This is a genomic window from Paraburkholderia phytofirmans, assembly GCF_046028095.1.
Taxonomy (GTDB): domain Bacteria; phylum Pseudomonadota; class Gammaproteobacteria; order Burkholderiales; family Burkholderiaceae; genus Paraburkholderia; species Paraburkholderia phytofirmans_A.
In genome coordinates this window covers 354,816-381,175 of the sequence record NZ_JAQQDJ010000004.1, presented here as the reverse complement: position 1 = coordinate 381,175, position 26,360 = coordinate 354,816, and the positions used below count along the sequence as shown (strand labels likewise).

The following is a 26,360-nucleotide window of genomic DNA, read 5'->3' as shown; positions in this document are numbered from 1 at the left end:
TTACTAGATGCCAGTGCGATACTTCTCGCCAGACTTCGGCTTCTGGCGGATCTCGCGTCGTGGTCGGGCGAAGATGCTGGTTGGTTAGCCAAAGTTGGGGCTGGGGAGCGCCCTTTGCCGTTCTCGAAGTTTGAACAACTCTGGGATAGAGCGTCGCCGGGAGCGGATAACGGTGGGGTGCCTGCTCCATTCCCTCTATATGTGGCAGCACAGGCCTTCGAACTTATGCTTGTGCAACGCCGCAAAGAGACGCGCAGCGTCGTCCCTCGTTCAATCGTCACGTTGGGCGAGGATCTTTACCCTTGGGATGCCAGACTCGCAGCCGCCCGCGCCAGCGGTGCGACGATCGGGTGCGAGCCTTGGCCCAAGGTACTGACCTGAGGATTCTTCAGTCACCGTCGCGCGTGCGATCCTCCCAGTCCGTCGGGCGGCTTTCCTCTCCGCGCGATTGCCAGTATTTGTCGTTGTTGTCATTTAGCTGTTGCTCACGATTGTGATCGCTTGCCCGGTCACGCGACGAACCGTTACTGCTTCCCGTGCCGCTACTGTTCTTGCTCATCTTTATATCTCCGGTTGTGTTCACCGTCTCAAGTGACGGCGAACACATTCTGAACCGGCAACTGCCAAAATTAATCCCGATTGCTTGCCGGGTTTACGGAGGGAGATGACGCGGGCACTGCGGATATTCAAGCGACCGACGGGATAGGAGGGTACACGGCACGATCTGGGCTGCTGGCCGCTCCTCTAAGTTGTCTTTGCTTCTGATACCGCTAAGCCTTGCACCCGCCTCCCATTCGAGCCATTCGCGTCGGCCACTGGGCGGCGAACTTCCGCGTCCGGCCAATATCAGCCACTCGACGCAGCGGCGTAGATCGCTAACAATAGCTAGTCTCTTCCACAGAAACTTTTAAGAAGGGGACCATCTATGAAATTTGACTGGCACCGAGACCCGATTAATCGGACCACCAAAATTGACGAGGCTTACAAGAACACTCAAAACGTTCGTCGATTTCTGACTAGTGAGTGTGGTGAGACATCCAGGTTCGATCGTTCCTTCATGGCTTGGATTAAAAGCGGAGTACCTAGGAACATGGGGGAGGTGGCAGACGAATGGATCAGGTTGCGCAAGGTGGCTGTCGAAACTTAACTACTCTATGCTGAACGCGTCAGGCAGCGCGGCCAAGAGCGGACGATCGACCTCAGCGGACATATCGTGGACAATGTGAGGCCCGCGTCTCTCCGACACTCCTATGCGCGTTGAACTCACCGACACTCCTGACGAGCGCGACGAAGCGTTCGTAATCGCTCAAACCCGAGCGTATAACGCGGTATTCACGGACGAGGATGTCCAGTCACTGTGCGTTTTCATCCGAGACGATGAGCAGCGCAGCGTTGGAGGAGTGACGGCGAAGACATACTGGGAATACCTCGAAATCCAGTTTTTGTGGGTCCACGAAGACCACCGTGATGGAGGCTTGGTGCAGGCTTGGGATCACAGTTGATCGTAGCTGCCGAAGCAGAAGCATGTAGGCGCGGCTGCAAGCATGCGTTTCTCGACACACTTAGCTTTTAAGCTCTCGGGTTCTATATGAGGCTTGGCTATTCGGAATTCGGTCGCCTTTCAGGATTTAGTGGTCGGCATGAACGCCGCTTCTTACGCAAAGTCTTGATTGCAGCGTCGGACGGAATAGGTTAGCGACACCGCTCGGCCACAACCGGTCGTTCGACGAACGCCCTCGAATCGACGACAATTGGAGGAGCTAGGTTTTATCCAAAGCGTAAGGGCGGCGCCAATGCGATATAAAAATATTCACTCAGCGATACACAACTTCGGCGCTAGCTTCACAAGCCTGATGAATTATTTTGCCGACGGATACGTGATCGACGATCTCGAACTGATCCATCGACAGCAGATCGACATTGAGATCGATTGGCTGGGCGGCATCTTTAGACCGGCGGAAAACGCAACCGACCGAATTTTGATCTCAATCAAGAGCTACCGCTCTGGTCTCGAGCGCCATCTATTGTCTGAAAATGTCGAGCTTAGATCGCTCGTCAAGCTGCAGTTTCACTGGCCCGTAAGTGGTCGAAAATTCATGGCTGCCGTTGATGATCGCGGCAAAAACTACAAAATCTATGTGAACGAGTCAAAGTAACGCCTTGTTCGCATCTATGAAGGGTATGGAGGCTACTTTTTGGCTAATCGCCAACCGTTTGCCAGTAGCCGTTCCGCATCGCAATAGCCTGCTTCGAGCAGGTGGATGTTGGCGGCACGCGGCCATAAAGGGACGGTCGACGAAGCAACATAGATCGTCGACAATGTGCCCTGGTTCTATGCCCAAGCCTCCGGATGCCCATGATTCACGACGACGACTTTCGGTTATCTTGCCTCGTCTCAGCGGCCCTCTTCGCGAGATACTCGACGCCGAGCTTTGCATCGGTAACGCTATGGTCGAAATCAGCAGTGGTTGGCCAATGCCAAACGTGAATGTATGGCTGAAGGAACCGCTGGGACGGAAATACGCGGCTGATTACCCGGACCTCGAATACACCTATCTCGGCGACGCGCGACAGTGGCTGGAACAATACGTAGACACCAAGACCGGGGCTATGGTCGCAGCCACGTGCTGACAATAGGCAGCCCTCAAATGAGCGGCACGCCCGCCGAGTCAGTCGTCTCGATAGTCGACAATCGGCGCGGCGGCAGCAATCGACTAGTTGGCGATTTTGAAGAATATGATAGAAAAATTTGCTATTTCTCGACGAGCAGGGGTAATTATGGCTTCGCTACTCCTCGCCTTTCTCTACGGGCCCGTAAACGCCTCCGCACAGACCAACACAGCTACCGACTCTTTGATCGATAGAGTTGTTGCGTTGACCGAGCATGGAGATCCAGCCGCCATGGAAAAAACAACAGCTGGATATCAGATTGATGCATCAAGGAAGTTCAATCCAGGGATTCCGGACGACACATGGGGATCTATCCGTGCTGATGTCAATGACATTATTTCAAACAAAATAAAGCCCGGGTACGGCGAGCAAGCTCTTCTAACAAGACACTTCGTTGAAAGCGCGAAATTCTCGGATGATGAACTCAGGCATCTAATAACGATAATGCAAGATCCTGTCATGCAAAGATGGGGCATTGCGATGCGCGACAGTAGCACTACGGCGTATATGGCAAAGCTATCGCAACAGGTGAATAATCAGATGTGGATGGTGGTCTCCATTGTCCTCCGACGACATGGGTTGCAGACAACCGACACATCGACAACGGCTAAGCAGAGTCATTGAGCACGTACACCACTTCCGTCGATTCCGGAAAGCGACTTGTGTACGTGACGGCCGCATCTAGCTCGGCCAGGCGGCCAACTAAGCCTGCGATTTTCCGTTAACGGAAGCGCCAATTGTCCGCTCCGGGTCGAAAGTACGCATTCGTTAATGTTATACCGGCCGTTCACGATTGCCGCTGCCGAACGACCGGTGTGCCGCAGACAGCGGGCACGCCGACGTCAACATGCGCATGTCGGCTCTGGCCGACTTGAGCACACCAAGGCAGCGGTCGAGTTACACAACCTATCGCCCCTTGAAACACCCCAACGTGACCGCCCCGCCCCATCCTCAAGCCTTCACTTTCCCGCCCATCTTCACCAGCTCAAAAGGCGTCTCCCTCATCCGCTTCCCAGTAAGTCTAAAAACCGCATTCCCCACCGCCGGCGCCACCGAAGGACTAGACAACTCCCCCACACCGCCAGGTTTAGATGCATCACCTTGCACAATCAAAATATCAATCTCCGGCAAATCACTCATCCGCATAACCCGATAACTATCAAAGTTCTTCTGCTGAACCTGCCCATGTCGAATATCAACCCGATCCGCGGTCGCATGCCCTAGTCCCCACATCAACCCACCATAAAGCTGCTCCTCGACCCCACCGGGCGAAACCGCCAACCCACAATCCGCCACACAAGTCAGCTTCTCAATCACAACGCTGTCACCCTTTCGAGCCACCCGCGCAACCACCGCCACATAACTGCTATACGCCTGATTAGTCGCCACGCCCAAAGCAGTCCCAGCAGGCAGCGCCGTTCCCCACCCAGCCCGCTTCGCCGCCTCCCGCAAAACAGCCTGATGCCTCGGATCCTTCATATGCGCGAGCCGAAACTCAACAGGATCTCGACGCCCCGCATGCGCGGCCTCATCCATAAACGACTCAACCGCAAACACATTCGAGATATAACTCACCGCCCGATACCACCCGGTCGGCACACCCGTCTCATGCCGCACCCAACCAATATCCACATGCGGCGCGCCATAAGCGAACTCATACTTGCTGATCGCTTCAGTGGTGCTGTAATCCATGCGGTCCGGCCGATCGAAGTACCCAGGCTCCCATTGTTCCGGCGAAGCAGGCATCACCGCGCGCAATTGCAACGTCGCCAGATTCCCGCGCGAATCAAGCACCGCCTTCGCCCGATGAAAACTCGCCGAATGGTAGTAAAGCGCGCGCATTTCATCTTCACGGCTATTCATCAACTTGACCGGCTTTCCAACTTTCAACGCGAGCCACGTCACTTCAAAAAGCCAGTACTTCGACTCACGCGATCCAAAGCTGCCACCCGAAACAAGCTCATGCAGCACGACACGATTCGCAGGAATACTGCCGATCACCTCAGCCGCCTCCTGCACCGTCGACGGCACTTGCAGCCCGCCCCAATACTCAATTGAACCGTCCTTCATGGCCCACGCAGTCACATTAATCGGCTCGAGCGGACACTGCGCCTTATAAGGCATCGAATAAGAAGCCTCGATCACCCGCGCCCCTTGTGGAAACGCAGTCTTTGAATCCCCACTCTGAATAGTCGGCACCACCCGCGCTTCAGGATCATCGAGCCACGCCGCCTGACGCGCGGCAAGCGTGCTGCTGTCGAAAGTCTCCAGCGGACTGTCTTCCCACTCCACATGCAACGCCGCCTGCCCCTTGTGAGCGGACCAATAATCATCGGCCAACACAGCAACACCCGCCTGATTGCCGCCGAGAATGTCGGGCCGACCAGGAATCTGCAACACCTGCCGCACGCCCGGCACGGCCAACGCAGCTTTAGCATCCACGCTGCGCACGCGCGCATCGATCACCGGCGCACGCGTGACGACCGCGACCAGCATGCCCGGCAACGACACGTCGATGCTGTACGGAAACGCGCCTCTCGCCTTCTCCGCGGCGCCGCGTTTCTTCCGCAATTTGCCGATGTATTTGAACTGCGACGGATCTTTCAACACGACGTCTTTCGGCGCGGGCATTTGCGCCGCGACCTGCGCAAGCGACCCATAGTTCGCACGCTTGCCGATGTCCTTATTGACCACAAAGCCGCTGTCCGTCGAACACGTCGACGGCGCCACGTTCCATTGTTTTGCCGCAGCCGCAATCAACATGGCGCGCGCGGTCGCACCCGCACGTCGCAAGCGCTCGTATTCCAACGACACGCTCGTACTCCCGCCCGTGGAAAACACCTTCCACAACGGATGAATGTAATCGCCGTAAAACGGATTCTCCGGCGTGATCACATCGACGCGAAACAGATCGACGTCCAGTTCTTCCGCGACCATCGCAGCGAGCGCGGTACGCGTGCCCGTTCCGGAATCGTGTTTATGGACGACGAGCTTTATCGTATCGTCCGGCAACACGCGCACCCACGCATTCGGTTCGAATTCACCGGCCTGCGGTTTGGGGTCGCCGCTTTTGTCGTCGCCCTTGGCGAAGGCTTCGGACAACTGGAAGCCGATCGCGAGACCCGAGGCCAACAACACCGAACTCTGTTTGATAAACCGACGACGCGCAGCGCCGCGAGCGCTGGTGAACACCTCTTTGTCGTTGTACATTCAGACCTCCTCGTTCTTGACGTAGGACGAGCAGGCCGACGCACATTCATGCATATCTACAGCGGCCAACGCCGGATCGCCCGACGCCGCGCGCTTGATCGCCTTTCGAATCCGCGAGTAGGTGCCGCATCGACAGATGTTGCCTGACATCGCCGTCGTGATGGTTTCGTCGTTGACGGTCGGCTTGTCCTTGAGAAACGCGGCCGCCTGCATTAATTGACCGGACTGGCAGTAGCCGCATTGCGGCACATCCTCGGCGACCCACGCGAGTTGCAGCGGATGCCGGCCGTCCTTCGACAACCCTTCTATCGTCGTAATGCGTTTGCCGGCCACGGCCACAGCGGGCAGCAAACAGGAGCGCACCGCCTCGCCTTCCAGATGCACCGTGCACGCGCCGCAAAAGCCGCCGCCGCAGCCGAATTTGGTGCCGGTCAATTTGAGCCGGTCGCGCAACACCCACAACAAGGGCATGTCTTCCGGTACATTGTCGAGCGAGTGCCGCGTGTCGTTGACCACGATCTCGATCATGCGCTGTCTCCTGAATGTCGTTGTGCAGCGCGGCGCATGCATGAGTGGATGCGTGACAAGGGCCGCGTGCTTGCGGCCATTATTGAAAGCCGTTAAGCACAACGCCAGCGACCATTTCTTCCACCGTCTGTAAGTCCGGCTAACACCATGTTGAAGCGCTATCCGTCCATTCAGTCGATGCAGGCCTTCCTGCAAGCCGCGCGCGTCGGCAGCTTTTCGAGCGCGGCGCGGCAGTTGTCGCTCACGCATAGCGCGATCAGCCAGCAGATCCGCACGCTCGAAGAGTTCGTCGGCCAGCCGCTCTTCGTGCGCGAAAGCGGTCGCGTGGTGCTGACGGATGCAGGCGTGCTGTTTGCGAATCAGTTGGCGGATGGCTTCGAGCAGATCGACCGCGCGTTGTCGTCGGTGAAAGAGCGCACGGTCAAGCAATCCATCACGCTGGACGTCGATCCCGAACTCGCGCAGAGCTGGCTGGTGGCGCGTTTGCCCGCACTGCTCGGCGCGCTGACGGGCACGTCGCTCACGGTGTTGTCCACGCCGCGCCACGATCGCAGCGCGTTCGAGCGTGTGGATATTGCGTTGCGATATGGGTATGGAGAATGGGACGGCTTCGAAAACGCACTCATTTGCGGCGACCGTCTGACGGCGGTGGGTTCGCCTTCGCTATTGCAGGCACGCGGCCTCAGCGTGCCGCTCACGCCTGAGCAGCTATTGGATTTGCCGTTGCTAGGCTATACGAAGCGTTCGTGGATTCCGTGGCTCGCCGCTGCTGGCCTGCCCGAGGTCGAGCCCGACGCCGTAGCGGTTTTCGACAACGCTGCGGGTCTGATCGCCGCCGCCAGCGCAGGCGTAGGCGCGGGTTTGGCGCGCGGCCTGCTCGCCGCCGACGCGCAACGCAACGGCGATCTTGTCGAACTCACGCAAGTGGAAATTCCAACGCACTACAACCTCTACGCCGTGTGGCCGCGTGAGAAAGCCGGGCGCGTGGCGCCGCTAATCGACGTGATCCGAGACCTGGTCGCGCAAACCAACAGCACGCGTTAGGTCGTACTAGCCGCCACTTCCCGCACGGTGTCGAGAAACAGCGACAACACCGGCGAAGGCGTCTCGGCGCGATAACGCGCGTGCAGCGACACTTCGGGACGCGGCGCGGCCACCGGCACGAACGCGACGCCGCCCGTCGACAACTGCCGCGCTGAAGAAGGCAGCAACGCCACACCCAACCCTTCGCGCACAAGGCACAACAGCGTATGCACCTCAACCACTTCCTGTTCGATGCGCGGTGTAAACCCTGCCTCGACGCAACAGTCCTGTAGAAAGCGCGCCAGTTGCGACTGCCGCAAACCGAACGACACGAAACGCTCGGCCTCCAACTCCCGCAACGCAATCTCCCCACGCGAGGCCAGCGCATGCCCCAACGGCAACGCTACCACCGCTGACTCCCGCATCACCACTTCGCTGCGAATCTCGGGATCTTCATGCGAAACGCGGAAGAAACACACATCGAGCCGGCGCTCTTTCAACGCGAGAATTTGCGCGGCCGGTGTCATCTCATGCAGCGTCCACCGCACCTGCGGATGCTTCTCCGCGAATACCCGTAGCGCGCGCGGAATCGGCTCGACCATCGCCGAACTGATGATGCCGATCTCGAGACTCCCCACTTCGCCACGCCCGGCACAACGTGTCAGATCGATCGCGCGTTCGAACTGCGCAAAGATCAACGGCACCTGTTCTTTAAGTGTTTTCCCTGCCTCGGTGAGTTCGACACGGTGCTGCGAGCGTGTGAACAGCGCGGCGCCCATCTCCTCTTCGAGGATGCGAATCTGCTGACTCAGCGGCGGCTGGGAAATGTGCAGCCGCGCGGCTGCCCGGCCGAAATGCAATTCGTCGGCAAGCACCGCGAAGTAACGCAACAGCCGGATGTCCATATCGCAAACGTATCAAGATCGTGGTTAAAAAATATTGTACAGAGCGTTTTTAACTTGTGAGACTGCATCGCAAGCAGCAGTGCACATCAGTGTGACACTCGATGCCGGCGAGGGGAAGGCGCTCAAAAACAGCGCCTTGCAAAGGGCCGCATGGGCAAGCCCAACGGGCTGGGTTCCATCGATGCGCCTGCCCGCGATCCGGCAACTGGATACACCAGTTCCTCTCAAGGAGATCGAGTACATGATCATCGACACTAGCTGTTATCCGACCAACCTGGTCGACCTCGCGTGGCGCCATGACGGCGAGCCATTTTCCGGCGAGCGTCTGATCGAGGTGATGGACGGCCCCTACATCATCAACGGCAAGCCTCGCCGCATCGATAAGGCGTTCATTCAACCGCCGCAAGGCAACACCATCTATACGTGGACCGACGGCAATCGCTCAGGCCGCGAGTCGATCGACGACTACATGGCGTACACCGTCGAATGCGTTCAGAAGTATCCGGACCGCTTGCTCGGCTGTTTCGTCTACAACCCGCGTTGCGGTCCGGAGAACGGTGCTGAAGCGATCGAGTTCTATGCGAAGGAACACGGCTTCAAGATGGTGCAGCTGCAGGCCAACATGCATGCGTACCGTCCCGACCGCGCGCTCGACTGGCTGCGCCCCGCGTTGCGCAAATGCGCGGACCTCGGCCTGCTCGTGAAGCTTCACACCGGCGACGGCCCGTACAGCATTCCGAGCGAGTGGTATCCGCTGATTCGCGAATTCCCGTCGGTGAATTTCATCATGGCGCACTTCGGCGTGCAGACGGGTGGCGTGTATTGCTTCGAGCCGTATCAGATGGCGCTCGATACGCCGAACGTGTATTGCGAATCGAGTTGGTGCCTGCAATCGCGAATCGTCGAATTCGCGAAGGTGCTGCCCACGCACAAGATTCTCTACGGTTCCGACACGCCGCCGAACGAGCCCGGCATGTGGCTGCGTTTGCTCGAAGTGCTGTGTCACGAACCGCCGCAAGGCCTGAATTTGGATGAAGACACGCTCGAAGATTATCTCGGCAACAACCTCGCTCGCATGATCGGCATCGAGCCGACCGCTCGACCGAAGAGCGTCGAAGAAGCGCAAGCCTATCTGAAACACCACGCCGGCACCGCGAAGAAACACGCGGGCCAGGCCGACTACGCAGGAGCCCGCTGATGATCATCGATACCCATCTGCACCCCACGAACCTCGTCGACGAAGCGTGGCGCCATACCGGCGAGCCGTTCACCGGCGAGCGTCTGCTGAAGATGATGGACGGTCCGTACATCATCAACGGCAAGCCGCGCCGGATCGACATGGGCTTCATTCAGCCGCCGCCTGGCAACACCGGCTACCGCGACGGCAATCGACGCGGCCGTGAAGGCATTCGCGACTACATGTCTTATATCGCCGAATTGACGCAGAAGTACCCGGATCGCTTTATCGGCAACTTCACGTACAACCCGCGTTGGGGTCCGGAGAATGGCGCGGCCGAACTCGAATTCCACGTGAAGGAATACGGCTTCAAGATGCTCAAGCTGCACGCGAACATGCACGGCTATCGGCCGGATCGCGCGCTCGACTGGCTGCGTCCCGCCATGAAGAAGTGTGCGGAGCTCGGCGTGGTCGTGCTGATTCACACCGGCGATGGACCGTACACGATTCCGACGCAGTTCTATCCGATCATCCGCGAATTCCCGATGGTGAATTTCATCATCGGTCACTTCGGGATTCAGACGGGTGGCAACTACTCGTTCGAAGCCTTCTGGATGGCAATGGATACACCGAACGTCTATTGCGAATCGGGCTGGTGCTACCAGTCGCGCATCGTCGAATTCGCTCGCGAACTGCCGCGCAACAAGATTGTGTTCGGCACGGATTCGCCGCCGAACGAGCCGGGTATGTGGCTGCGTGAACTGGAAATGCTGTGCGGTCCCGCGCCGCAAGGCATGAATCTCGATGAGGATGGTCTCGAAGACTATATGGGCAACAACATCGCTCGTCTGGTCGGAATCGAGCCGACCAAGCCGCCGAAGGATCTCGCCGAAGCGGAGAAGCGGTTGAAGGCGACTTATGTGAATGACGTCACGCAGCCGGCTTAACGCTGACTGATTGACCGTTCGAAAGAAAGCAGGCGCGGTTCGCGCCGTGCCTGCCTCGGTTGTCTCATACGGAGTTCACTATGGCGGATAACCTCTTCCGCGCCACGCAGGATTTTCATCGCTTTGCGCTTGCGTATCGCGAGCACTTTTCCGACGATGTATTGACGCTTAAGCACCCGCTGTCCGCCGACCAGGACGTCACGGCCGTCGTCGCTGAACTCGCAGCGCGCGGACAGCATCCCATGCTGGTTTGCGAAAAGGTCGATGGGATCGCAACGCCTCTCGTCACCAATTTCTTCGCTTCACGTACACGCATTGGACGCCTGTTCGATGTTGAAGCGTCCGACTTGTTCGAAGCATATCAACAACGCGCCAATGCACCCATCGCACCCGTGTTCGTGGAGAACGGCGCCGTACTGGATCAGGTGATTGAAGGCGATGCCGTCGATCTCGCGCAATTGCCGATGATCCGCCACTTCGATACCGACCGCGGCCCGTACATCACGAACGCGGTGATCGTCGCAGAAGATCCGGTCACCGGCGTGGCGAACCTCAGCTATCACCGGTCGATGCGCCACGCGAAAAACGCTCTGGCCACCAGCCTGCATTCGCGCGGACACCTCTGGCGCATGGTGCAAACCGCCCAGGCACGCGGCGATACGTTGAAGGTCGCGATGGTGATCGGCGCGCATCCGCTGTTCATGCTGGCTGCCGCCGCGCGCGTGCCGTTTGGCACCGACGAGCGCGCCATCGCAGGTGGTTTGTTCGGTGCGCCGCTGGAGCTGGTGCGCACGCCGCGCTACGGCATCGGCGTGCCCGCTTCCGCCGAGTTCGTGCTGGAAGGCTCGATCGATCCCTCAGTTCACGCAGAAGAAGGCCCGTTCGGCGAATTCACCGGCTATTCGTCGGACCGCTCAACCAATAACGTGCTGCGCGTCGATACGATGATGCGTCGTAACGATGCATGGCTCGTCGATGTAGTCGGCGGTCCTTACGCAGAACATTTGACGTTAGCCCGCTTGCCGCGTGAAGCAGAGATGAGCGAGAAGCTGAAGGCGCGCTTTCCATCTGTCACAGCATTGCACTATCCCAACTCCGGCACACACTTTCACTGCTACGTCGCGCTGAATCAGACACGCGACGGCGAAGCGCGTCAGATCATGCTCGCGCTGCTCGGCTGGGATCCGTATCTGAAGAATGTCGTCGCGGTGGACAGCGACATCGACATCACCAACGACTCGCAGGTGCTGTGGGCGATCGCCACGCATTTTCAACCGCACCAGGACGTGTTTATCGTCGATGGATTGCCGGGCAGTCCGCTCGATCCATCGTCGTCCGCGGCGGGCACTACGTCGCGCATGGGCATCGACGCGACGCGCGGTTCGCATTTCGACGGCATCCGCGCGCGGATCAGCGAACGTGCCTCGCAAGAGGCCGTCGACATTCTGTCCCGCGCCGCCGGAGTACCGCGATGAGCACGCGGCGACTCGTAGTCGGCATCAGCGGCGCATCCGGCTTTACCTATGGGATGCGTCTGCTGCAATTGCTGCGTCAACTCGATATCGAAACACATCTGACTGTCTCGCGCAGCGCGCTGCTCACGATGACGCACGAGACCGACTACAAGTTCGCCGACGTCAGCGCGCTAGCCAGCGCCACCTACCGCTGCGACGACATGGCCGCGGCCATTTCCAGCGGCTCGTTCCGCTCGCTGGGCATGATCGTCGCGCCATGTTCGATGAAAACGCTTGCCGAAATTGCCAGCGGCATGTCATCGAGCCTGATTTCACGCGCCGCCGACGTTACGTTGAAAGAACGCCGCCCGCTAGTACTGCTGGCGCGCGAAACGCCGTACACGCTGGCGCATCTGCGCAACATGATTGCCGTAACCGAAATGGGCGCGATCGTCGCGCCACCCGTGCCGGCGTTTTACGCGCGCCCCGCTTCACTCGACCAGATGATCGATCACACGCTTGGCCGCGTGCTCGATCTGTTCGGTCTCGAAGCGGGCACCGTCAAACGCTGGCGAGAAGTTGAAGCACAAGCACCGCATATCGCCTGATAGCCGAACCGCAGTACGAACGAAGAAACGGAGACGAGCCATGAATCACATTCACACCACCCACAACGAAATCGAGAAAATTCCCGTCACGGTGCTGACCGGCTTTCTCGGCGCCGGCAAAACGACGCTGCTCAACTACATCCTGCGCGAGAAGCACGGCCGCAAGATCGCGGTGATCGAAAACGAGTTCGGCGAAATCGGCATCGACGGTGGCCTCGTGCTCGAATCGACCGAAGAGATCTATGAAATGACGAATGGCTGCGTGTGCTGCGTCGGCGCGGTGCGCGAGGATCTGGTGCGGATCGTGCGCATGCTGGTGGAACGGCCGGACCGGCTCGATCACATCATCGTCGAAACCAGCGGGCTCGCCGATCCGTATCCGGTCGCGCAGACGTTCTTTCTCGACGACCCCATCGCCAAACAGGTCACTCTCGACGCCGTCGTCACGATGGTGGACGCGAAGCATATCGCCGCGCATCTGGACGATCTGGTGCTGGACGGCAGCGACAACCAGGCCGTCGATCAGATCGTGTGCGCGGACCGTATCGTCATCAACAAGGTCGATCTGGTGGGACCGGACGATATCGCTTCGCTCACGCAACGTATTCGCGGGCTCAATGCCACGGCGGAAATCGTCGAGTCGAGCTATGCACAGATCGACCTCGGCAAGATTCTCGGCGTAGGTGCAAACGAGTTCTCGCAGATTCTCGTCGAGACCGACGGCTTGCATGAAGAAGAACACGCGCACGGCCATGAAGAACATGAGCACGAACACGAGCATGCCCATCACGACGACGATCACGCCGACCACCAGCACGACGAAAGCGTGTCCTCTGTCGGCATCGAAGTCGACGCGGATATCGACCTCGACGCGCTGCAAGCGTGGCTCGCCGAACTGCGCGATTCGGATGCCACGAACCTGTTCCGTATGAAAGGCATTCTCGCGGTGCAAGGCCAGTCGCATCGCTATGTGCTGCAAGGCGTGCACAACGTCATCGAACTGCGCGCGGCGCAAGTGTGGGGCAGTGAACCGCGCTCGTGCCGCATCGTTTTCATCGGACGCGATCTCGATCGCGCCGCGCTGACCGACCGCTTCCATGCCTGTCTTGCCGTGCCGGTTGCGGCCTGACGGGAGATCCGGTCGGCGCGCGTCGTAGTGCCGCGCGGCTAGGTCCGTGCGGCGCGCTCCGATCGATAAACATAATCTGGAGACACGTCATGAACACCGCCATACACCCCGTCGATCGCATTCTGCCGAAGCGCCAGATGATCACGCTCGGCTTGCAGCACATGCTTGTGGCTTACATCGGCGCCATTGCGGTGCCGCTGATCGTCGCGTCGGCACTGAAGATGTCGCCGGCCGACACCACCGTGCTCATCAGCACGGCGCTGTTTTGCTCGGGCATCTCGACGATTCTGCAAACCGTCGGCGTCTGGAAGTTCGGTGTGCGTCTGCCGATTCTGCAGGGCGTCGCGTTCAGCAGCGTCGGACCGGTGATTGCGATCGGCACGAGTCCGGGCGTCGGCTTTGCCGGCGTGTGTGGCGCTGTGATTGGCGCGGGTCTGTTCACGATGTTCGCCGCGCCGCTGGTCGGGCGCTTACGAAGGTTCTTCCCACCCGTGGTGACCGGCTGCATCGTGACCGTGATCGGCTTGCAGTTGTTCCCTGTTGCGTATCAATGGGCCGGTGGCGGCGAGGCCGCGCAGCAGCAGTTCGGTGCGCTGCCCTTCCTGAGCGTCACGCTGTTCGTCGCGGTGGTGATTCTCGCGATCAACCGTTTTGCCAATGCGTTTCTGCGCAATCTGTCGGTGCTTATCGGTCTGATTGCCGGCGGCGTTCTGGCGTGCTCGCTCGGCATGGGCAACTTCGCAAGCGTGGCGCAGGCGCCGTGGTTCACCATGCCGTTGCCGTTTCACTTCGGCACGCCCGTGTTTTCGCTGGTGCCGGTGCTGACGATGATCGTCGTGATGGTGGTGCAGATGGTCGAATCCATGGGCCTGTTCGTCGCGATCGGCGACATCGTCGATAAGGACGTGAGCGAGGAGGACGTGGTGCGCGGCATGCGTGCCAACGGTCTGGCGAGCGCGATTGCCGGCATGTTCGCGGCGTTTCCGTTCATCGCGTTCATGGAGAACGTCGGCCTCGTCATTCTGACCGGTGTGCGCAGCCGCTGGGTGGTGGCGATCAGCGGCGTGCTGATGTGCGTGGTGGCGCTGGTGCCGAAGATCGGCGCGGTGGTTGCGTCGACGCCCTCTGCCGCGCTCGGCGGCGCCGGTATCGCCATGTTTGGCGTGGTGGTCGCGGCCGGTGTGCAGACATTGGCGAAAGTGGACTTCGAGCGCAATCGCTACAACGTGCTGATCGTCGGCTTTACGATCGCGACCGCGTTGATTCCGGTGATGGCGCCGCAAGTTTTCAAACACATGCCCGACTGGACACAACCGTTCCTGCATAGCGGCGTGGTGCTGGCGTGCCTCGTCTCCGTGGTGCTGAATGCCGTGCTCAACGGCGCGCATGAAGAGGACGTGGTGCCGGCGCACAACATGGTCCGCGAATAAGCGGATGTTGCATGACGAGCGCGGCTGTCTTTGCAAAGGCGGCCGCTTCGCAGTAACTGAAAGGATATCGAATCGTGAGCATGCAAACTGAAGCGTTGCTGATCAAGAACCCTATCGCGGTGATGAGCGGAATGAGCGGCGAGCGCGCGAGGCTCGGCCAGGTCGATCTGCGGATTCGCAATGGCCGTATCCAGACTATCGCGCCGAATCTCGAACCGCGCGCCGATGAACGCGTAATCGACGCGCGTTCCTGCGTGGTGTATCCGGGCTGGGTGAACACGCACCACCATCTGTTCCAGAATTTGTTGAAGGCGGTGCCGTCCGGTATCAATGCGGATTTGCAGGAATGGCTCGCCGCTGTACCGTATCCGCGTCTTGCGCGCTTTACGCCGGATCTGGCGCGCGTTGCCGCTCGCCTGGGTCTTGCCGAGTTACTGCTCTCCGGCGTGACGACCTGCGCCGATCATCACTACCTCTATCACGCGGACGGCACCACCGAAACTGGCGATCTGCTGTTCGACGAAGCGGCTTCGTTCGGCATGCGCTTCGTGTTGTGCCGCGGCGGCGCATTGCAGGCGGCGGGAGATCATCCGGGTTTTTCCAAAGTCGCGCTCAAGCCCGAGACGCTCGATCAGATGCTTGCCGATATCGAGCGATTGAAGTCGCGCTATCACGATGGCGGCGAGGCTTCAATGCGTCGCGTTGTAGTGGCACCGACCACGCCGACGTTTTCCTTGCCGCCCGAACTGTTGCCCGAGGTCGCGCGCGCGGCTCGGCGGATGGGTTTGAGGTTGCATACGCATCTGTCCGAGACGACCCGTTATGTCGATTTCTGCAAGGAGCGCTTCAACAAGCTACCGGTCGAGTTCGTCGCCGATCATGAATGGCTTGGACCGGATGTGTGGTTCGCGCATCTCGTGCATCTGCAGGCGAGCGAGATCGCGATGCTCGCTGAAACCGGCAGCGGATGCTCGCATTGCCCGGTCAGTAATGCACGGTTGGGCAGCGGCATCGCGCCCGCGCCGCAGATGGCAGCCGCGGGCGTGCCGATGTCGCTCGCCGTGGATGGCGTGGCGTCGAACGAATCCGGCAGCATGACCAACGAAGCGCATTTCGCGTGGCTCGTGCATCGCGCGGCGCAGGGCGCGTCGGCGACCACGGTGGAAGAGACAATCCATTGGGGCAGCGCGGGTGGCGCGGGCGTGCTCGGACTCGATGCGGTCGGCACGCTCGAAGTCGGCAAGGCGGCGGACTTCGTGCTGTATGACGTCAGCGATCTGCGCTTCAACGGCTTTCACGATGCTGCCGTTGCGCCGGTGACGGCAGGCGAGCCGGCGCGGGTTCGTTATAACGTGGTGAATGGTCGCGTGGTGGTGGATAACGGCGTGATTCCGGGTCTCGATCTCGACGCGCTGCGTTATGAAGCTGCCGAGGGCGTAAAGCTGTTGCTTGCCGATTAAAGGAAAGGGGACGCTTCAAGATGCAAAGCAAACGAATCCGGCTCGGCATCCTGACGCCGTCGTCGAACACCGCGCTCGAGCCAATGACGGCCGCGATGCTGAGCGAACTGCCGCACGTCAGCGCGCATTTTGCCCGCTTCACGGTGACGGAGATCGCGTTGTCCGAGCAGGCGCTCGGACAGTTCGACATGAGCCGGATTCTGGCGGCCGCGCGCCAACTGGCCGATGCGCGGGTGGACGTGATTGGCTGGAGCGGCACGTCGGCGGGCTGGCTGGGGTTCGAGCGCGATCAGGCGTTGTGTCGACAGATTACGGAGGCGACCGGCATTCCCGCGACGACTTCGGTGCTGGCGCTTAACGAGATCTTCGAGAAGACCGGTGTGCGGCGATTAGGTCTCGTGTCACCCTATACCGATGATGTCCAGCAGCGGATCGTGCGTAACTACGAAAAGCTCGGGATTGAATGCGTCGCGGAACGGCATTTGGGGCTGCGGGATAATTTCAGCTTTGCTGAAGTGTCCGATACGCAACTCGCGATCATGATGCGCGAGGCCGCGTTCGCGAGACCGGATGCAGTGACGACCTTCTGCACGAATCTGCAGGCGGCGCATCTGGTGCGTGCGTTTGAGATGGCGACGGATATTCCTGCTTATGACACGGTGGCGACGGTGGTTTGGAAGGCGTTGAGGATCGTGGGGGTGGATGTGGGGCCGTTAGCGAAATGGGGGCGGTTGTTTACGTTTGGGTGTGACGCTATGCGGGCGACCTGAAGTTGAAAAATCGATACGCGCGATCATTGAACCGCTCAAAGATGTTTTTCGCACCGTCATCCGTGCATCGTGAGTAATGAGCAGGCGCGTAATGTCGCGAGCTTCGTCTTGCCTTCGCGGTGTAGGACGCAAACGGGTCTTTTCGCGCTGGCTTTAATCGTCGAGCCAACACATGGCAGATTCATTTTCACGGTTCCACTGCGCTCTAAACACACTGTTCCCGCCTGCACCAGCAGCAACTCTTGCGCGACATTCAGTTTATGGTTCTTAAAAGCGTATGTGCGCTCCCATTCTCCATAGGCGTCGGAGCCAACGACCCGAAACTGTCCGGGACTCAACGTATCCGCAGCCAATGGCAAATAACCGGAAAAGTCGACGCCATTCTTGTCTGCGTAGTACACCAGCATATGTGCATGGAGGCCTAACCTTCCTGGATTGGCCATGACAAGCTGAGCACCTGATTCACTGGCTGGCTGAGCTGTCCACGTCACTTGCGAACAGTCGTCCGCGTCATCCAGGTGTTGCGGCCCGACTAGCCGCAGATCGCCCGCATGTCCCTCCAACTGTGATACCACAATGGATTGAGTACCAGAGACACTGTTGCAGGAAAAAACATACGTCGCGTTTTCGACAACCACCGTTATAGAAGATTGTTGAATGTCCTGTGCAGATACCCGCATTAAAGGCCCGCAGGCAATCAGAAGGCCAAGCCATATCTTTTTCATAACAGGATCCTCTTGATTCTGGCCGTTTCTGCTTGGCGCTGATCAAAATGAGCATCTTCCGGAAAGTCGGAGGCTGACTGCGCGTTATCGCCGCGCACCTTGTTGGTGAGTTCGATTACGTTGTCACTGTCAGCGATCGGCAAAAGTCTATTGTTCGCCCAGAAAAAGCCAGCCGTGTCGATAGACGTCAACGGGTCGTTCGCTACGATCTCCGGGTCATCAATGACTGGCGGCATGAGAGATGCGGTAAGCGTCGCAATCGCGGTCGCGTCGCGAATTGGCAGCAGGTTTGCATGCTGAGCAGACGAGTACGGCGGATCAAATCCCCACCATCGAGGGTCGCGCCACCATCTCGCCCCGACACTGTGCGGAGCGAGCCATCCCCGGTAAGTGAAGTACATGCCATAGTTCGCGCGGCCTGTTAGTTGTTTGAATCCCCGCCCTCTGAATTTCCCGCCGTCGTTCCATTCGACGTTGCCTAACCAGCCAACGTAGTTCTTCGCACGTTCATACCGTCTGAAATACTCGAATGGATCGCCGTTATACAGCTCGCTCATGTAACGGAGTTGGCCGGATTCCACCGAAGACTGCGCGAGAAAGTGCGCTTGACGCAATCCGTTGCTGATGCGGTATTTGCGCAATGTCTTGTTGATACTGACGAGATATTTGTCGATGGCGGAAGCATTCGCTGCAGGATAGATTCTGCTGAACTCGGATTTGCTGAACCAGTTGCAGGCCCGCATGTGCCGGATAAATGCTGTCGGCGGCCAATGCCAGACCTCGTTGGCCTGCGGCAGATCGGGATCGCTGACATCCTCCCAGAAAGCCAGATCACGCGCATGATCCATCAGCTTGTTGAAATCCGCTTCCGACAACGGACTGGACAATGCCTCGTGTGGACTCTTCAACCAGGTGTAGCGCGCCTCCAACCCAGTTCGGCTCCACTCGGATGGAAACTTGCAGACTGCGTGCGCCAGGCGCTGACGCACCGCGTCGATGCTCAACGCCGCCACGGCGTCAGCATGGCTCACCTGCCCGGACCGATCGACGTCCAGCCAACGCTTTAGCGTTGGAGAATGGCACAGACTGTCGGGCGTCGGATCGTCGTTGATAAAACTCCAGCCCGCCCATTCGGGGAAATCGGCATCGCTATAGACGCGCACGTTGGCCTTTGACAGGTTGATCCAGCCGTCGCCCTCCGGCGTCTTCACCTTGCGCCAGTGATTGAAGCGCGCGCCGCTGGCAAGCTGGTCATTGATACAGCGCCCAAAACGAAGCATCTCGAAGATGGCGCTGGGCGACGGGACCACCATGCCCGCAGCAATAGGCGCCAGACTGCTGTCCGTATATCGCCCGTGGAGACCTGTGGCCCGTCTGTACAGGTTGTACTCTGCTTCACTTTCCGTCAGCATTGCTCCGCTGGCGGTCCAGCTTCCATCCCTATTCTGCTCATAGGTGGTTAGCGTGCAGTGCTTCTCGTAACGCATGCGAATGACGAGATCCCGGCTGGTCCCAGCCGGGACAAGAGGTGGTTGGGGTTGCAGCGTCGCAATCGCTGGAAGGCTGTCGTCCTCACGATAGGGGTGAGGCTCACTGGCGAAGAGCCTGGCGCCTCGGGGCACGAAGAACCACGCGTCGCCATAGACCGCGTCGGTGCGCGCCGGGGTACTGCCCAGCGGCGCCGGCGCGCGCCCGATCAGCTTCCTCAGGTTCGCCTCGTCGCAAACGATCTCGAAATGGATCTGCGGATACTGCCCATAGATCTGACCAGGCGTGCCGATGAGGTCCTTGCGATAGATCCTCTTGCCCACGACGAGTGATGAAAGCACCTGCTGCAGGTGCATGTACACCGAGTAGTAGCTGACCTTTGCATTGTCACCCTCGCCGATCTCCGTGTCGTGCCGGACGACCACGCAGCCATCGTCCGTGCGGACGTTGCGGTACTGGAGCGTCGGCTTGCGGGTCGCGTCCGTGTGGCGCACGTACACGATCCTGCCGTCCGCAATAGCGCGCACCGAGGCCGGCTGGGTGCCATCTGCTGGCGCCATCAGATGCGCACCGCCGTGCCAGCCGAGGTTGAAGCTGACCGGATAGGCGCCGTTGCCTGGCGCGCATTCCAGCATGTTGGGCGCGCATACATCGCCGTCGGGCACGACAGTGTTGCCGGCCTCCGCCGTGGTCATCGAGTCATTCTGCTGCGGATGTGCTGCTGAAAGAAAAGGTGGGCTGATAATCACGCGACTAACCGAGACTGACGTGATACGACAGACTTGCGCATGCTTTCATACACCTTTTCCTCTGCCAGATTTTTCGTTGTTTTTATTATCAAATTGACAGCTGAAGGCGTATATAGGATCGCTGTGAAAATTGGTCAAGATGTTAAATAGATAGGTGTCGCGCATAACCTCGCGTTCTTTTACGACACCTGACTCGCCACATCACAGCTTCGATGCCATCACAGGCGCTAACGCCATCGACCTCAACCGTTCCACAGCCTCCACAAACGAAACCGTCGTTTGCCGCCCATCCCGCAAGCGAATACTAATCGTCCGATCCCGCTCGTCGCGCGAGCCCACCACGACCAGAAGCGGCACCTGCTTCTCGCGCGCATCGACGATCTTCTTCTCCAGCCGTTCAGGCCGACTATCGAGCACCGCCCTGACATTCGCATCATCGAGCGCCTGCATGACCTCTTGCGCGTAAGCGCTATTCGCCTCGCTAATCGTCGCGACCACGACCTGTTCAGGAGCCAGCCACACCGGCAACCATCCCTCGTGATGTTCGAGTAGCATCGCGATGAACCGCTCCATGCTACCGAGCACCGCGTGATGAATCATCACAGGCCGTTCCCGCTCATTGCGCTCGTTGACGAACTCCGCGTCGAGCCGCTCCGGCAGCACGAAATCGAGCTGGATCGTGCCGCACTGCCAACTCCGCGCGCGGCTGTCCATCAGATGAAATTCGAGTTTCGGCCCGTAAAATGCGCCCTCTCCTTCGAGCACGTCGAACTCGAGCCCGGCCGCACGCGCCGCGTTCGCCAGCGCATCTTCCGCGCGATCCCACGTTTGATCGTCGCCCGCGCGTACGGCCGGCCGCGTCGCCAGCGCGACCTTGAACTGGGGAAAACCGAGATCCGCATAGACCGCACGCAACAACGCACAGAAGCGGCCGACTTCCGCCTCGATATGAGCCTCCGTGCAGAACACATGCGCATCGTCCTGCACGAAAGCACGCGTGCGTTTCAATCCTTCAAGCGAACCCGACGGCTCATCGCGATGACACGCGCCGAACTCGCTGTACCGCACCGGCAACTCGCGATAAGACCGCACGCGTTGGTTGAATACCTGCACATGACAGGGACAACTCATCGGCTTCAGACACAACGCGCGGCCTTCTTCCGCATCGGCTAACGAATACATCGCAGCGCCGAACTTCTCCCAATGCCCGCTCTTCTCCCACAGCGAGCGCGCCAGCAATTGCGGCGTGCGAATCTCGCGAAAGCCCGCGCGACGCATGCGCGCACGCACATAATCTTCGAGCACGCGATACAGCTCCCAGCCGCGCGGGTGCCAGAAAACCATGCCGGCGCCTTCTTCCTGTTGATGGAAGAGGTCGAGCTTATTACCTAGTACACGATGGTCGATATCGTTCACAGTCTTGCTCCATTTGATTGCTTACCGCGAATGGTTGCCGCAAACGGAGGTCCAGAAACGCCAAAGGCCTCGTCCGTTTCCGGCGAGGCCTTTGGTGGTTTGCCACAGCGTCCTGCTTCTAGCGCGTGCAACCTCCAGACGACCCGCCTGTGAAGGTGGTCGTCATGGTGGTGACGGCGGCGAAGGGAATCGAGTGGAAGTCCATGGATCGACAGTAAACGATTTTGTGACGGGACGTCAATCGTATTCTCGTCGCGCTCTGGTCAGAACAGCACGTTAAACGCTACGATGTATGTCTGATCCGAAGCCAGCGCGTCTGCGCGAAACTTCGATCTGCACCACTCAACCGATCCATCGAGCCTCTGACCTTGACTATCCATATCCGCCCCGCTCGCGCCGCCGACGCAGCGTTGATTCTCCGCTTCATCACCGAACTCGCGGTGTACGAAAAAGCGGAGCACGAAGTCGTCGCAACCGTCCACGACATCGAAGCGAGCCTGTTTTCCGCCGCTTCCAGCGCAAAGGCGCTGATCTGCGAGATGAACGGCGAGCCCATCGGCTTTTGCGTCTACTTTTTCTCGTATTCCACCTGGCTCGGCAAGCAGGGGCTTTATCTGGAAGACCTGTACGTGTCGCCGGCATCGCGTGGCAGCGGCGCGGGCAAACAGATGCTGCGTCACCTCGCGCGCATTGCCCGCGACACCGGTTGCGGCCGCTTCGAATGGAGCGTGCTCGACTGGAACGAGCCGGCCATCGGCTTCTACGAATCGATCGGCGCAAGCGCGCAAAGCGAATGGGTACGGTATCGGTTAGCGGGAGACGCGTTGAAGAAGTTTGCCGAGGGCGACGCGTGAGTGGTGCGCGTGTTCGCGCACCCGCCAACATTCACTCCGCCGCGCCGTTAGCCACGGCGTTTACCTCGAACGCATCGCCCGTGGCAAAGAACGTTCCGCCGGCCACGTAATGACAGGTGCGCAGATCGGGATCGTCGCCGAAATGCCAGCGGTTGTTCGAGTACACGCGGCTATCCGCATACGCCGCGACGACTTCGCCGATGATCAGATCGTGGCGCTGGCTATCGTCCGGAATGACCTTGCACTCCATCCAGGTGATGCAACCCGCGAGCATGGGCACGTCGATCTGTTGCGCGGGGAACGTCTCCAGGTCGAAGGCGGAGAACTTGTCGAGTTCGGTGCCAGCGTTCGTACCCACCGCCAGCGTTTGTGCGGCGAATCCACGGCTCGGCAATTGCAGTCCGAACACGCCGCTTGCCTCGATCAGTTGTCGCGTGAGCGTGCGGCTATCCACCACCACGACCACCTTCGGCGGGTTGAAGTCGAGCGGCATCGCCCACGACGCCGCCATCACGTTCGAGCGGCCACCATGCGCGCTGGTGATGATCGTGACCGGCCCATGATTCAGCAGTTGCGTGGCCCGCGGCAAGGCCACGGGTTCTCGGGTGAGTTTCATACGTAGATTCCGCGTCAAATGAATGAGAGCGATTGTAGCGTTGGGGCTCGATACGCGTTGCGCACGCCATGTCGGGTCGATCCAGGCGAGAATGCAAGACCGTCGAACTTGTTGGAGGAACCGTGCATATCGTCTGCCCGCATACCGCTGACAGTAGCGTCGTAGCACTCGCGAACTGAAGCTCGCATGTTCACCGAGTACATCGTCAAATGGGATCTGCAGCAGGACGGCGAGCCGATTCGCACGCACAGTAGCCGGCTCCTGCCGGTGCGCCACCAAGGCATTCCCGCGATGCTGAAAGTCGCGCAGGAACCTGAAGAGAAATTCGGCGCGCGGTTGATGGTGTGGTGGGACGGCGAAGGCGCGGCCCGCGTGCTCGCGCACGATGCCGACGCCCTGCTGCTCGAGCGCGCGCTAAGCAGTCACGCGCTGCCGGACCTGGCACGCTCGGGCAATAGCGACGCCGACGACAACGCCACCGACATTCTCTGCGCCACCGCCGCGCGGCTCCACGCGCCGCGAAACAAACCGCCACCTGAATTGATCGATTTGCCGCGCTGGTTCGCAAGTCTCTGGCCCGCCGCGCAAGAATACGGCGGCTGGTTGCAGGACAGCGCCACCGTCGCGCAAGCCCTGCTCGCCGCGCCGCAAGACCCTGTGGTGTTGCACGGCGACATCCATCACGGCAATGTGCTCGATTTCGGCACGCGCGGCTGGCTGGCCATCGACCCGAAAGGCCTCTACGGGGAACGCGGATTCGACTACGCGAACATTTTCTGCAATCCGGATGAGGCGTCGGCGTTGCGAACGGGATGGTTCGAGCGTCGCGTCGAGCGGGTCGCGCGGATGGCTGGACTCGACCGGCGCCGTTTGCTGCAGTGGATAGTGGCGTGGTCCGGTCTGTCCGCGGCGTGGATTCTCGAGACAGGCGAGGCGCCCGACATCGATATGGAGATTGGCAGGCTGGCTGCCGAGGCGCTCAAACGCTGAACCGCGAAAGCGCAAGTAAGCTCAGGCAAATCAGGGCGGCAACTCGCGAGCCGCCGCCCGGGTGTGCATCAGTGCGGCGCTTTACCGTTGGGTACAGCGTCCAGTGGCTTGTGCTGTTCCTCGCCAAGTCCTGGGAAGAACGCGTTCCAGGCGGCGCGCACGCCTTGGGCCGCGGTGGCCTCGGCAGCGATCGATTCGGCTTCGCCTTCGCCGGCTGTCGATGGATCGGCGGACAAGCCGCGCCAGTGTGTGAACACGAGCAACGGTTTCTCGGTCCATACGCCGTCGCCAAACTTCGCAAAGGCCGTGTCCCCGCTCGTCAACTGCACCTCATACCAGCCTTCACGGACGGGCGTGTGGGCTTCAAGCTCAAACCACGGGGTCGGTTCGATTTCCTTCATGTCGTCTCCGGTCGGATAAATCATCATAGATAACCACAACAAAGGCTTTCTTCACGCCGGGGCCAGCAACGGCCCGGCAAGCGCGCTTGCGGCACCGCGTGTCACGCGATGTTGCAGTGCGGCGCGTGCGGCATGAGCTGCGGGCGATTCGTCGATGTCGTACTTCCGAAATCGCCGCGCATAAGCGACACGATAGCGCGACATGGGCCGCGCGGACAAACGCAAAAAGTTACGCGCGCATCTTCGTGCCCGACGTGGCTGCCGGACGGCGCTTCGGCTTGCCGTCCAACGCGGCCGCGAGCCCGGCCAGCACTCGGATTGCAGGCGCCAATCGTTCGGCCGGCGTACTGCCGTAACCGATCACGAGCCCATTCGTTTCGGCGCGCGGTTGCAATGCGAAGCCGGAAAGCGCGCGCGGATTGAGCCCTTGCGCGAGCGCACGTTCGGCCAGCGTCCGATCGTCGATACGCGGCGGCAAGCGCAGCGTCAGATGCATGCCGCAGTTGCCGCCGAGAATCTGCGACGGCGCGAAATGCTCGGTCAGCGCGTCGCGCAGCGCCTGCTGGCGCTCGCGATACAGACGCCGCATGCGCCCGAGATGCCGCCCGAACTCGCCGCTCTCGATGAAATACGCGAGCGCCAGTTGCTCCAACCGGTGTCCGCCGCGCAGCATCTCCTGCACCGCGACGGCGGTGTGCTCGGCGATCGGCCGCGGCAACACCACGAAGCCGATGCGCAGCGCGGGAAACATCGTTTTGCTAAAGGAGCCGACGTACAACACCGGCGCGTCCTCGACCAGCCCTTGCATGCTGGCGATCGGCTCGCCAGTGTGGCGGAACTCGCCGTCGTAATCGTCTTCGATCAGCCACGCGCCGCTGCGGCGCGCCTGGGCAATCAGCTCCAGACGACGGGCCACGGACAGCACCGAACCCGTCGGGTACTGATGCGCGGGAGACGTGTAGATCAGCTTCGGCGGCTGCGCGCGCCATGCGTCGGATGGCACCGCCATGCCTTCCGCGTCGACGGGTATCGGCAGCGTGGTCAGGTCGCCCAGATTGAACGCGGCCTTCGCGCCGCGATAGCCGGGATCCTCGACCCACGCGACATCGCCCGGGTTGGTGAAAAGGCGCACACATAGGTTCAGCGCCTCCTGCGCGCCCTCGGTGATCACCACCTGCGAGCCTTCGCAGCGCACGCCGCGCGCCATGCGCAAATGTGCGGCAATGGCGTCGCGCAACGCCGGCTCGCCAGCGGGCGTGCCGTAGCCCAGCGCGAGGGGCAATGCGCGCTCCATCGAGCGTTCGAGCGCGCGCCGCCACGCGGTCAGCGGGAAACGGTCCAGGGCGGGCGTGCCGGGGGTCAGAGGGAAGGTGTTGTCGGCGTGGGTGCGCGTGGCCGCGAACTGCCCGACGCGCGACGCGTAGGCCACATCCCGCGCGGCCGGCTGCAAGGGTGGCTCACCGCGTGCGGACGGGCTGGAGAGCGGGCTCACGCGCGTGCCCTTCTTGTCGGCGACCACATAACCCACCGCGGCCAGATGCTCGTACGCGATCACCACCGTGTTGCGCGACACGCCCATTTCCGCCGCGAGCAGGCGCGACGACGGCAGCAGCGACCCCGCCGGCAAACGGCCCGCGAGAATCGCCTGCTGCAGGCGCTCGAGCAATTGTTTTTGCAGCGGCTCGGGCTTTGCGCTGCCGGCGGCCGCGGACGCAACCGGGCTGGTAAGTGGGCCAATGATCTCGATCATCGCGGCTGGACCTATCAAATGACATTGGCTTGGATCTTTTTAACATACCACGTTTGCCGT

At 60.3% G+C, this 26,360-nt stretch carries 26 protein-coding genes; 16 read left to right on the top strand and 10 right to left on the bottom strand.

Going from position 1 to position 26,360, the window contains the following annotated elements:
* Positions 1 to 388: 388 nt before the first annotated feature.
* Entirely contained in the window at positions 389 to 559 is a 171-nt protein-coding gene (locus PQR54_RS14365) for a hypothetical protein (protein WP_408246658.1), read from the bottom strand.
* A gap of 366 nt (positions 560 to 925) precedes the next feature.
* Here PQR54_RS14365 and PQR54_RS14360 point away from each other — a divergent pair, with 366 nt between their 5' ends.
* From PQR54_RS14360 to PQR54_RS14340, 5 genes are all read left to right on the top strand, one after another.
* Entirely contained in the window at positions 926 to 1,147 is a 222-nt protein-coding gene (locus PQR54_RS14360) for a DUF6434 domain-containing protein (protein ID WP_408246656.1), read from the top strand.
* 103 nt (positions 1,148 to 1,250) lie between these two features.
* A complete protein-coding gene (locus tag PQR54_RS14355; RefSeq protein ID WP_408246655.1) occupies positions 1,251 to 1,502 on the top strand; it encodes a GNAT family N-acetyltransferase in 252 nt (83 codons plus the stop codon).
* Between the two features lie 375 nt (positions 1,503 to 1,877).
* Positions 1,878 to 2,156: a hypothetical protein gene (locus tag PQR54_RS14350; protein ID WP_408246653.1), complete on the top strand. Its 279-nt coding sequence runs from the start codon at positions 1,878 to 1,880 to the stop codon at positions 2,154 to 2,156.
* 319 nt (positions 2,157 to 2,475) lie between these two features.
* Entirely contained in the window at positions 2,476 to 2,631 is a 156-nt protein-coding gene (locus PQR54_RS14345; protein ID WP_408246651.1) for a hypothetical protein, read from the top strand.
* 87 nt (positions 2,632 to 2,718) lie between these two features.
* Positions 2,719 to 3,294 carry a hypothetical protein gene (locus PQR54_RS14340; RefSeq protein WP_408246649.1) on the top strand — a complete coding sequence of 192 codons (576 nt, stop codon included), beginning with the start codon at positions 2,719 to 2,721 and terminating at the stop codon, positions 3,292 to 3,294.
* 327 nt (positions 3,295 to 3,621) lie between these two features.
* Here PQR54_RS14340 and PQR54_RS14335 read toward each other — a convergent pair whose 3' ends face one another.
* Together PQR54_RS14335 and PQR54_RS14330 are read right to left on the bottom strand one after the other, a co-directional pair.
* A complete protein-coding gene (locus tag PQR54_RS14335; protein ID WP_408246647.1) occupies positions 3,622 to 5,880 on the bottom strand; it encodes a xanthine dehydrogenase family protein molybdopterin-binding subunit in 2,259 nt (752 codons plus the stop codon).
* Positions 5,881 to 6,408 (bottom strand): (2Fe-2S)-binding protein, encoded by a 528-nt coding sequence (locus tag PQR54_RS14330; protein WP_408246645.1) that lies wholly within the window; start codon positions 6,406 to 6,408, stop codon positions 5,881 to 5,883.
* A gap of 147 nt (positions 6,409 to 6,555) precedes the next feature.
* Here PQR54_RS14330 and PQR54_RS14325 point away from each other — a divergent pair, with 147 nt between their 5' ends.
* The gene (locus PQR54_RS14325) at positions 6,556 to 7,452 is read left to right on the top strand and encodes a LysR substrate-binding domain-containing protein (RefSeq protein ID WP_408246644.1); all 897 of its coding nucleotides are present in this window, start codon (positions 6,556 to 6,558) and stop codon (positions 7,450 to 7,452) included.
* Here PQR54_RS14325 and PQR54_RS14320 read toward each other — a convergent pair.
* Positions 7,449 to 8,336: a LysR substrate-binding domain-containing protein gene (locus PQR54_RS14320; protein WP_408246642.1), complete on the bottom strand. Its 888-nt coding sequence runs from the start codon at positions 8,334 to 8,336 to the stop codon at positions 7,449 to 7,451. The two genes, PQR54_RS14325 and PQR54_RS14320, sit on opposite strands and share 4 nt — an antisense overlap.
* Before the next feature lie 241 nt (positions 8,337 to 8,577).
* Between PQR54_RS14320 and PQR54_RS14315 the strand changes: the two genes are divergently transcribed.
* From PQR54_RS14315 to PQR54_RS14280, 8 genes are all read left to right on the top strand, one after another.
* Positions 8,578 to 9,534, top strand: a complete 957-nt coding sequence (locus PQR54_RS14315) for an amidohydrolase family protein (RefSeq protein WP_408246640.1) — start codon at positions 8,578 to 8,580, stop codon at positions 9,532 to 9,534.
* Complete coding sequence (locus tag PQR54_RS14310) at positions 9,534 to 10,460, top strand: amidohydrolase family protein (RefSeq protein ID WP_012428924.1); 927 nt, start codon at positions 9,534 to 9,536, stop codon at positions 10,458 to 10,460. The genes PQR54_RS14315 and PQR54_RS14310 overlap by 1 nt, the downstream gene beginning before the upstream one ends.
* An 80-nt stretch (positions 10,461 to 10,540) precedes the next feature.
* Positions 10,541 to 11,935, top strand: a complete 1,395-nt coding sequence (locus PQR54_RS14305; protein ID WP_408246638.1) for a UbiD family decarboxylase — start codon at positions 10,541 to 10,543, stop codon at positions 11,933 to 11,935.
* Positions 11,932 to 12,522: a UbiX family flavin prenyltransferase gene (locus tag PQR54_RS14300; RefSeq protein ID WP_408246636.1), complete on the top strand. Its 591-nt coding sequence runs from the start codon at positions 11,932 to 11,934 to the stop codon at positions 12,520 to 12,522. Before PQR54_RS14305 ends, PQR54_RS14300 begins: the two co-directional genes overlap by 4 nt.
* A gap of 40 nt (positions 12,523 to 12,562) precedes the next feature.
* The gene (locus PQR54_RS14295; RefSeq protein WP_116122862.1) at positions 12,563 to 13,651 is read left to right on the top strand and encodes a CobW family GTP-binding protein; all 1,089 of its coding nucleotides are present in this window, start codon (positions 12,563 to 12,565) and stop codon (positions 13,649 to 13,651) included.
* Between the two features lie 89 nt (positions 13,652 to 13,740).
* Positions 13,741 to 15,081, top strand: a complete 1,341-nt coding sequence (locus PQR54_RS14290) for a nucleobase:cation symporter-2 family protein (RefSeq protein ID WP_408246633.1) — start codon at positions 13,741 to 13,743, stop codon at positions 15,079 to 15,081.
* 80 nt (positions 15,082 to 15,161) lie between these two features.
* Positions 15,162 to 16,541, top strand: coding sequence for an isoxanthopterin deaminase (locus PQR54_RS14285; RefSeq protein ID WP_408247162.1), 1,380 nt, complete (start codon positions 15,162 to 15,164; stop codon positions 16,539 to 16,541).
* Positions 16,542 to 16,561: 20 nt separating this feature from the next.
* Positions 16,562 to 17,311: a maleate cis-trans isomerase family protein gene (locus PQR54_RS14280; protein ID WP_408246632.1), complete on the top strand. Its 750-nt coding sequence runs from the start codon at positions 16,562 to 16,564 to the stop codon at positions 17,309 to 17,311.
* 56 nt (positions 17,312 to 17,367) lie between these two features.
* Here PQR54_RS14280 and PQR54_RS14275 read toward each other — a convergent pair whose 3' ends face one another.
* The 3 genes from PQR54_RS14275 to thrS all read right to left on the bottom strand — a co-directional run bounded on the left by PQR54_RS14275 (position 17,368) and on the right by thrS (position 21,689).
* On the bottom strand, positions 17,368 to 18,036 hold the full coding sequence (locus tag PQR54_RS14275) for a hypothetical protein (RefSeq protein WP_408246630.1): 669 nt from the start codon (positions 18,034 to 18,036) through the stop codon (positions 17,368 to 17,370).
* A complete protein-coding gene (locus tag PQR54_RS14270; RefSeq protein WP_408246628.1) occupies positions 18,033 to 20,219 on the bottom strand; it encodes a hypothetical protein in 2,187 nt (728 codons plus the stop codon). Before PQR54_RS14270 ends, PQR54_RS14275 begins: the two co-directional genes overlap by 4 nt.
* Before the next feature lie 255 nt (positions 20,220 to 20,474).
* Positions 20,475 to 21,689 (bottom strand): threonine--tRNA ligase, encoded by a 1,215-nt coding sequence (gene thrS, locus PQR54_RS14265; protein WP_408246626.1) that lies wholly within the window; start codon positions 21,687 to 21,689, stop codon positions 20,475 to 20,477.
* A gap of 368 nt (positions 21,690 to 22,057) precedes the next feature.
* Here thrS and PQR54_RS14260 point away from each other — a divergent pair, with 368 nt between their 5' ends.
* Positions 22,058 to 22,543 (top strand): GNAT family N-acetyltransferase, encoded by a 486-nt coding sequence (locus tag PQR54_RS14260; protein ID WP_408246625.1) that lies wholly within the window; start codon positions 22,058 to 22,060, stop codon positions 22,541 to 22,543.
* A gap of 31 nt (positions 22,544 to 22,574) precedes the next feature.
* Here the strand turns inward: PQR54_RS14260 and PQR54_RS14255 are convergent, their stop codons facing one another.
* Positions 22,575 to 23,159 (bottom strand): flavin reductase family protein, encoded by a 585-nt coding sequence (locus PQR54_RS14255; protein WP_408246624.1) that lies wholly within the window; start codon positions 23,157 to 23,159, stop codon positions 22,575 to 22,577.
* A gap of 186 nt (positions 23,160 to 23,345) precedes the next feature.
* Between PQR54_RS14255 and PQR54_RS14250 the strand changes: the two genes are divergently transcribed.
* Positions 23,346 to 24,149 carry an aminoglycoside phosphotransferase family protein gene (locus tag PQR54_RS14250; protein WP_408246623.1) on the top strand — a complete coding sequence of 268 codons (804 nt, stop codon included), beginning with the start codon at positions 23,346 to 23,348 and terminating at the stop codon, positions 24,147 to 24,149.
* A 68-nt stretch (positions 24,150 to 24,217) separates the two neighbouring features.
* On the opposite strand, the gene PQR54_RS14245 is transcribed toward PQR54_RS14250, so the two are convergent.
* Both PQR54_RS14245 and pdxR read right to left on the bottom strand, forming a co-directional pair.
* A complete protein-coding gene (locus PQR54_RS14245) occupies positions 24,218 to 24,550 on the bottom strand; it encodes a hypothetical protein (RefSeq protein WP_012428912.1) in 333 nt (110 codons plus the stop codon).
* A gap of 229 nt (positions 24,551 to 24,779) precedes the next feature.
* Positions 24,780 to 26,300, bottom strand: a complete 1,521-nt coding sequence (gene pdxR / locus PQR54_RS14240) for a MocR-like pyridoxine biosynthesis transcription factor PdxR (RefSeq protein ID WP_408246622.1) — start codon at positions 26,298 to 26,300, stop codon at positions 24,780 to 24,782.
* Positions 26,301 to 26,360 lie beyond the last annotated feature (60 nt).

Excerpts from the sequence above, each read along its gene's own strand:
- PQR54_RS14365 (WP_408246658.1), bottom strand. The coding sequence starts at position 559 with ATGAGCAAGAACAGTAGCGGCACGGGAAGCAGTAACGGTTCGTCGCGT.
- PQR54_RS14360 (WP_408246656.1), top strand. The coding sequence starts at position 926 with ATGAAATTTGACTGGCACCGAGACCCGATTAATCGGACCACCAAAATT.
- PQR54_RS14355 (WP_408246655.1), top strand. The coding sequence starts at position 1,251 with ATGCGCGTTGAACTCACCGACACTCCTGACGAGCGCGACGAAGCGTTC.
- PQR54_RS14345 (WP_408246651.1), top strand. The coding sequence starts at position 2,476 with ATGCCAAACGTGAATGTATGGCTGAAGGAACCGCTGGGACGGAAATAC.
- PQR54_RS14335 (WP_408246647.1), bottom strand. The coding sequence starts at position 5,880 with ATGTACAACGACAAAGAGGTGTTCACCAGCGCTCGCGGCGCTGCGCGT.
- PQR54_RS14330 (WP_408246645.1), bottom strand. The coding sequence starts at position 6,408 with ATGATCGAGATCGTGGTCAACGACACGCGGCACTCGCTCGACAATGTA.
- PQR54_RS14325 (WP_408246644.1), top strand. The coding sequence starts at position 6,556 with ATGTTGAAGCGCTATCCGTCCATTCAGTCGATGCAGGCCTTCCTGCAA.
- PQR54_RS14320 (WP_408246642.1), bottom strand. The coding sequence starts at position 8,336 with ATGGACATCCGGCTGTTGCGTTACTTCGCGGTGCTTGCCGACGAATTG.
- PQR54_RS14315 (WP_408246640.1), top strand. The coding sequence starts at position 8,578 with ATGATCATCGACACTAGCTGTTATCCGACCAACCTGGTCGACCTCGCG.
- PQR54_RS14310 (WP_012428924.1), top strand. The coding sequence starts at position 9,534 with ATGATCATCGATACCCATCTGCACCCCACGAACCTCGTCGACGAAGCG.
- PQR54_RS14305 (WP_408246638.1), top strand. The coding sequence starts at position 10,541 with ATGGCGGATAACCTCTTCCGCGCCACGCAGGATTTTCATCGCTTTGCG.
- PQR54_RS14300 (WP_408246636.1), top strand. The coding sequence starts at position 11,932 with ATGAGCACGCGGCGACTCGTAGTCGGCATCAGCGGCGCATCCGGCTTT.
- PQR54_RS14295 (WP_116122862.1), top strand. The coding sequence starts at position 12,563 with ATGAATCACATTCACACCACCCACAACGAAATCGAGAAAATTCCCGTC.
- PQR54_RS14290 (WP_408246633.1), top strand. The coding sequence starts at position 13,741 with ATGAACACCGCCATACACCCCGTCGATCGCATTCTGCCGAAGCGCCAG.
- PQR54_RS14285 (WP_408247162.1), top strand. The coding sequence starts at position 15,162 with ATGCAAACTGAAGCGTTGCTGATCAAGAACCCTATCGCGGTGATGAGC.
- PQR54_RS14280 (WP_408246632.1), top strand. The coding sequence starts at position 16,562 with ATGCAAAGCAAACGAATCCGGCTCGGCATCCTGACGCCGTCGTCGAAC.
- PQR54_RS14275 (WP_408246630.1), bottom strand. The coding sequence starts at position 18,036 with ATGAAAAAGATATGGCTTGGCCTTCTGATTGCCTGCGGGCCTTTAATG.
- PQR54_RS14270 (WP_408246628.1), bottom strand. The coding sequence starts at position 20,219 with ATGACCACGGCGGAGGCCGGCAACACTGTCGTGCCCGACGGCGATGTA.
- PQR54_RS14255 (WP_408246624.1), bottom strand. The coding sequence starts at position 23,159 with ATGAAACTCACCCGAGAACCCGTGGCCTTGCCGCGGGCCACGCAACTG.
- PQR54_RS14250 (WP_408246623.1), top strand. The coding sequence starts at position 23,346 with ATGTTCACCGAGTACATCGTCAAATGGGATCTGCAGCAGGACGGCGAG.
- PQR54_RS14245 (WP_012428912.1), bottom strand. The coding sequence starts at position 24,550 with ATGAAGGAAATCGAACCGACCCCGTGGTTTGAGCTTGAAGCCCACACG.
- pdxR (WP_408246622.1), bottom strand. The coding sequence starts at position 26,300 with ATGATCGAGATCATTGGCCCACTTACCAGCCCGGTTGCGTCCGCGGCC.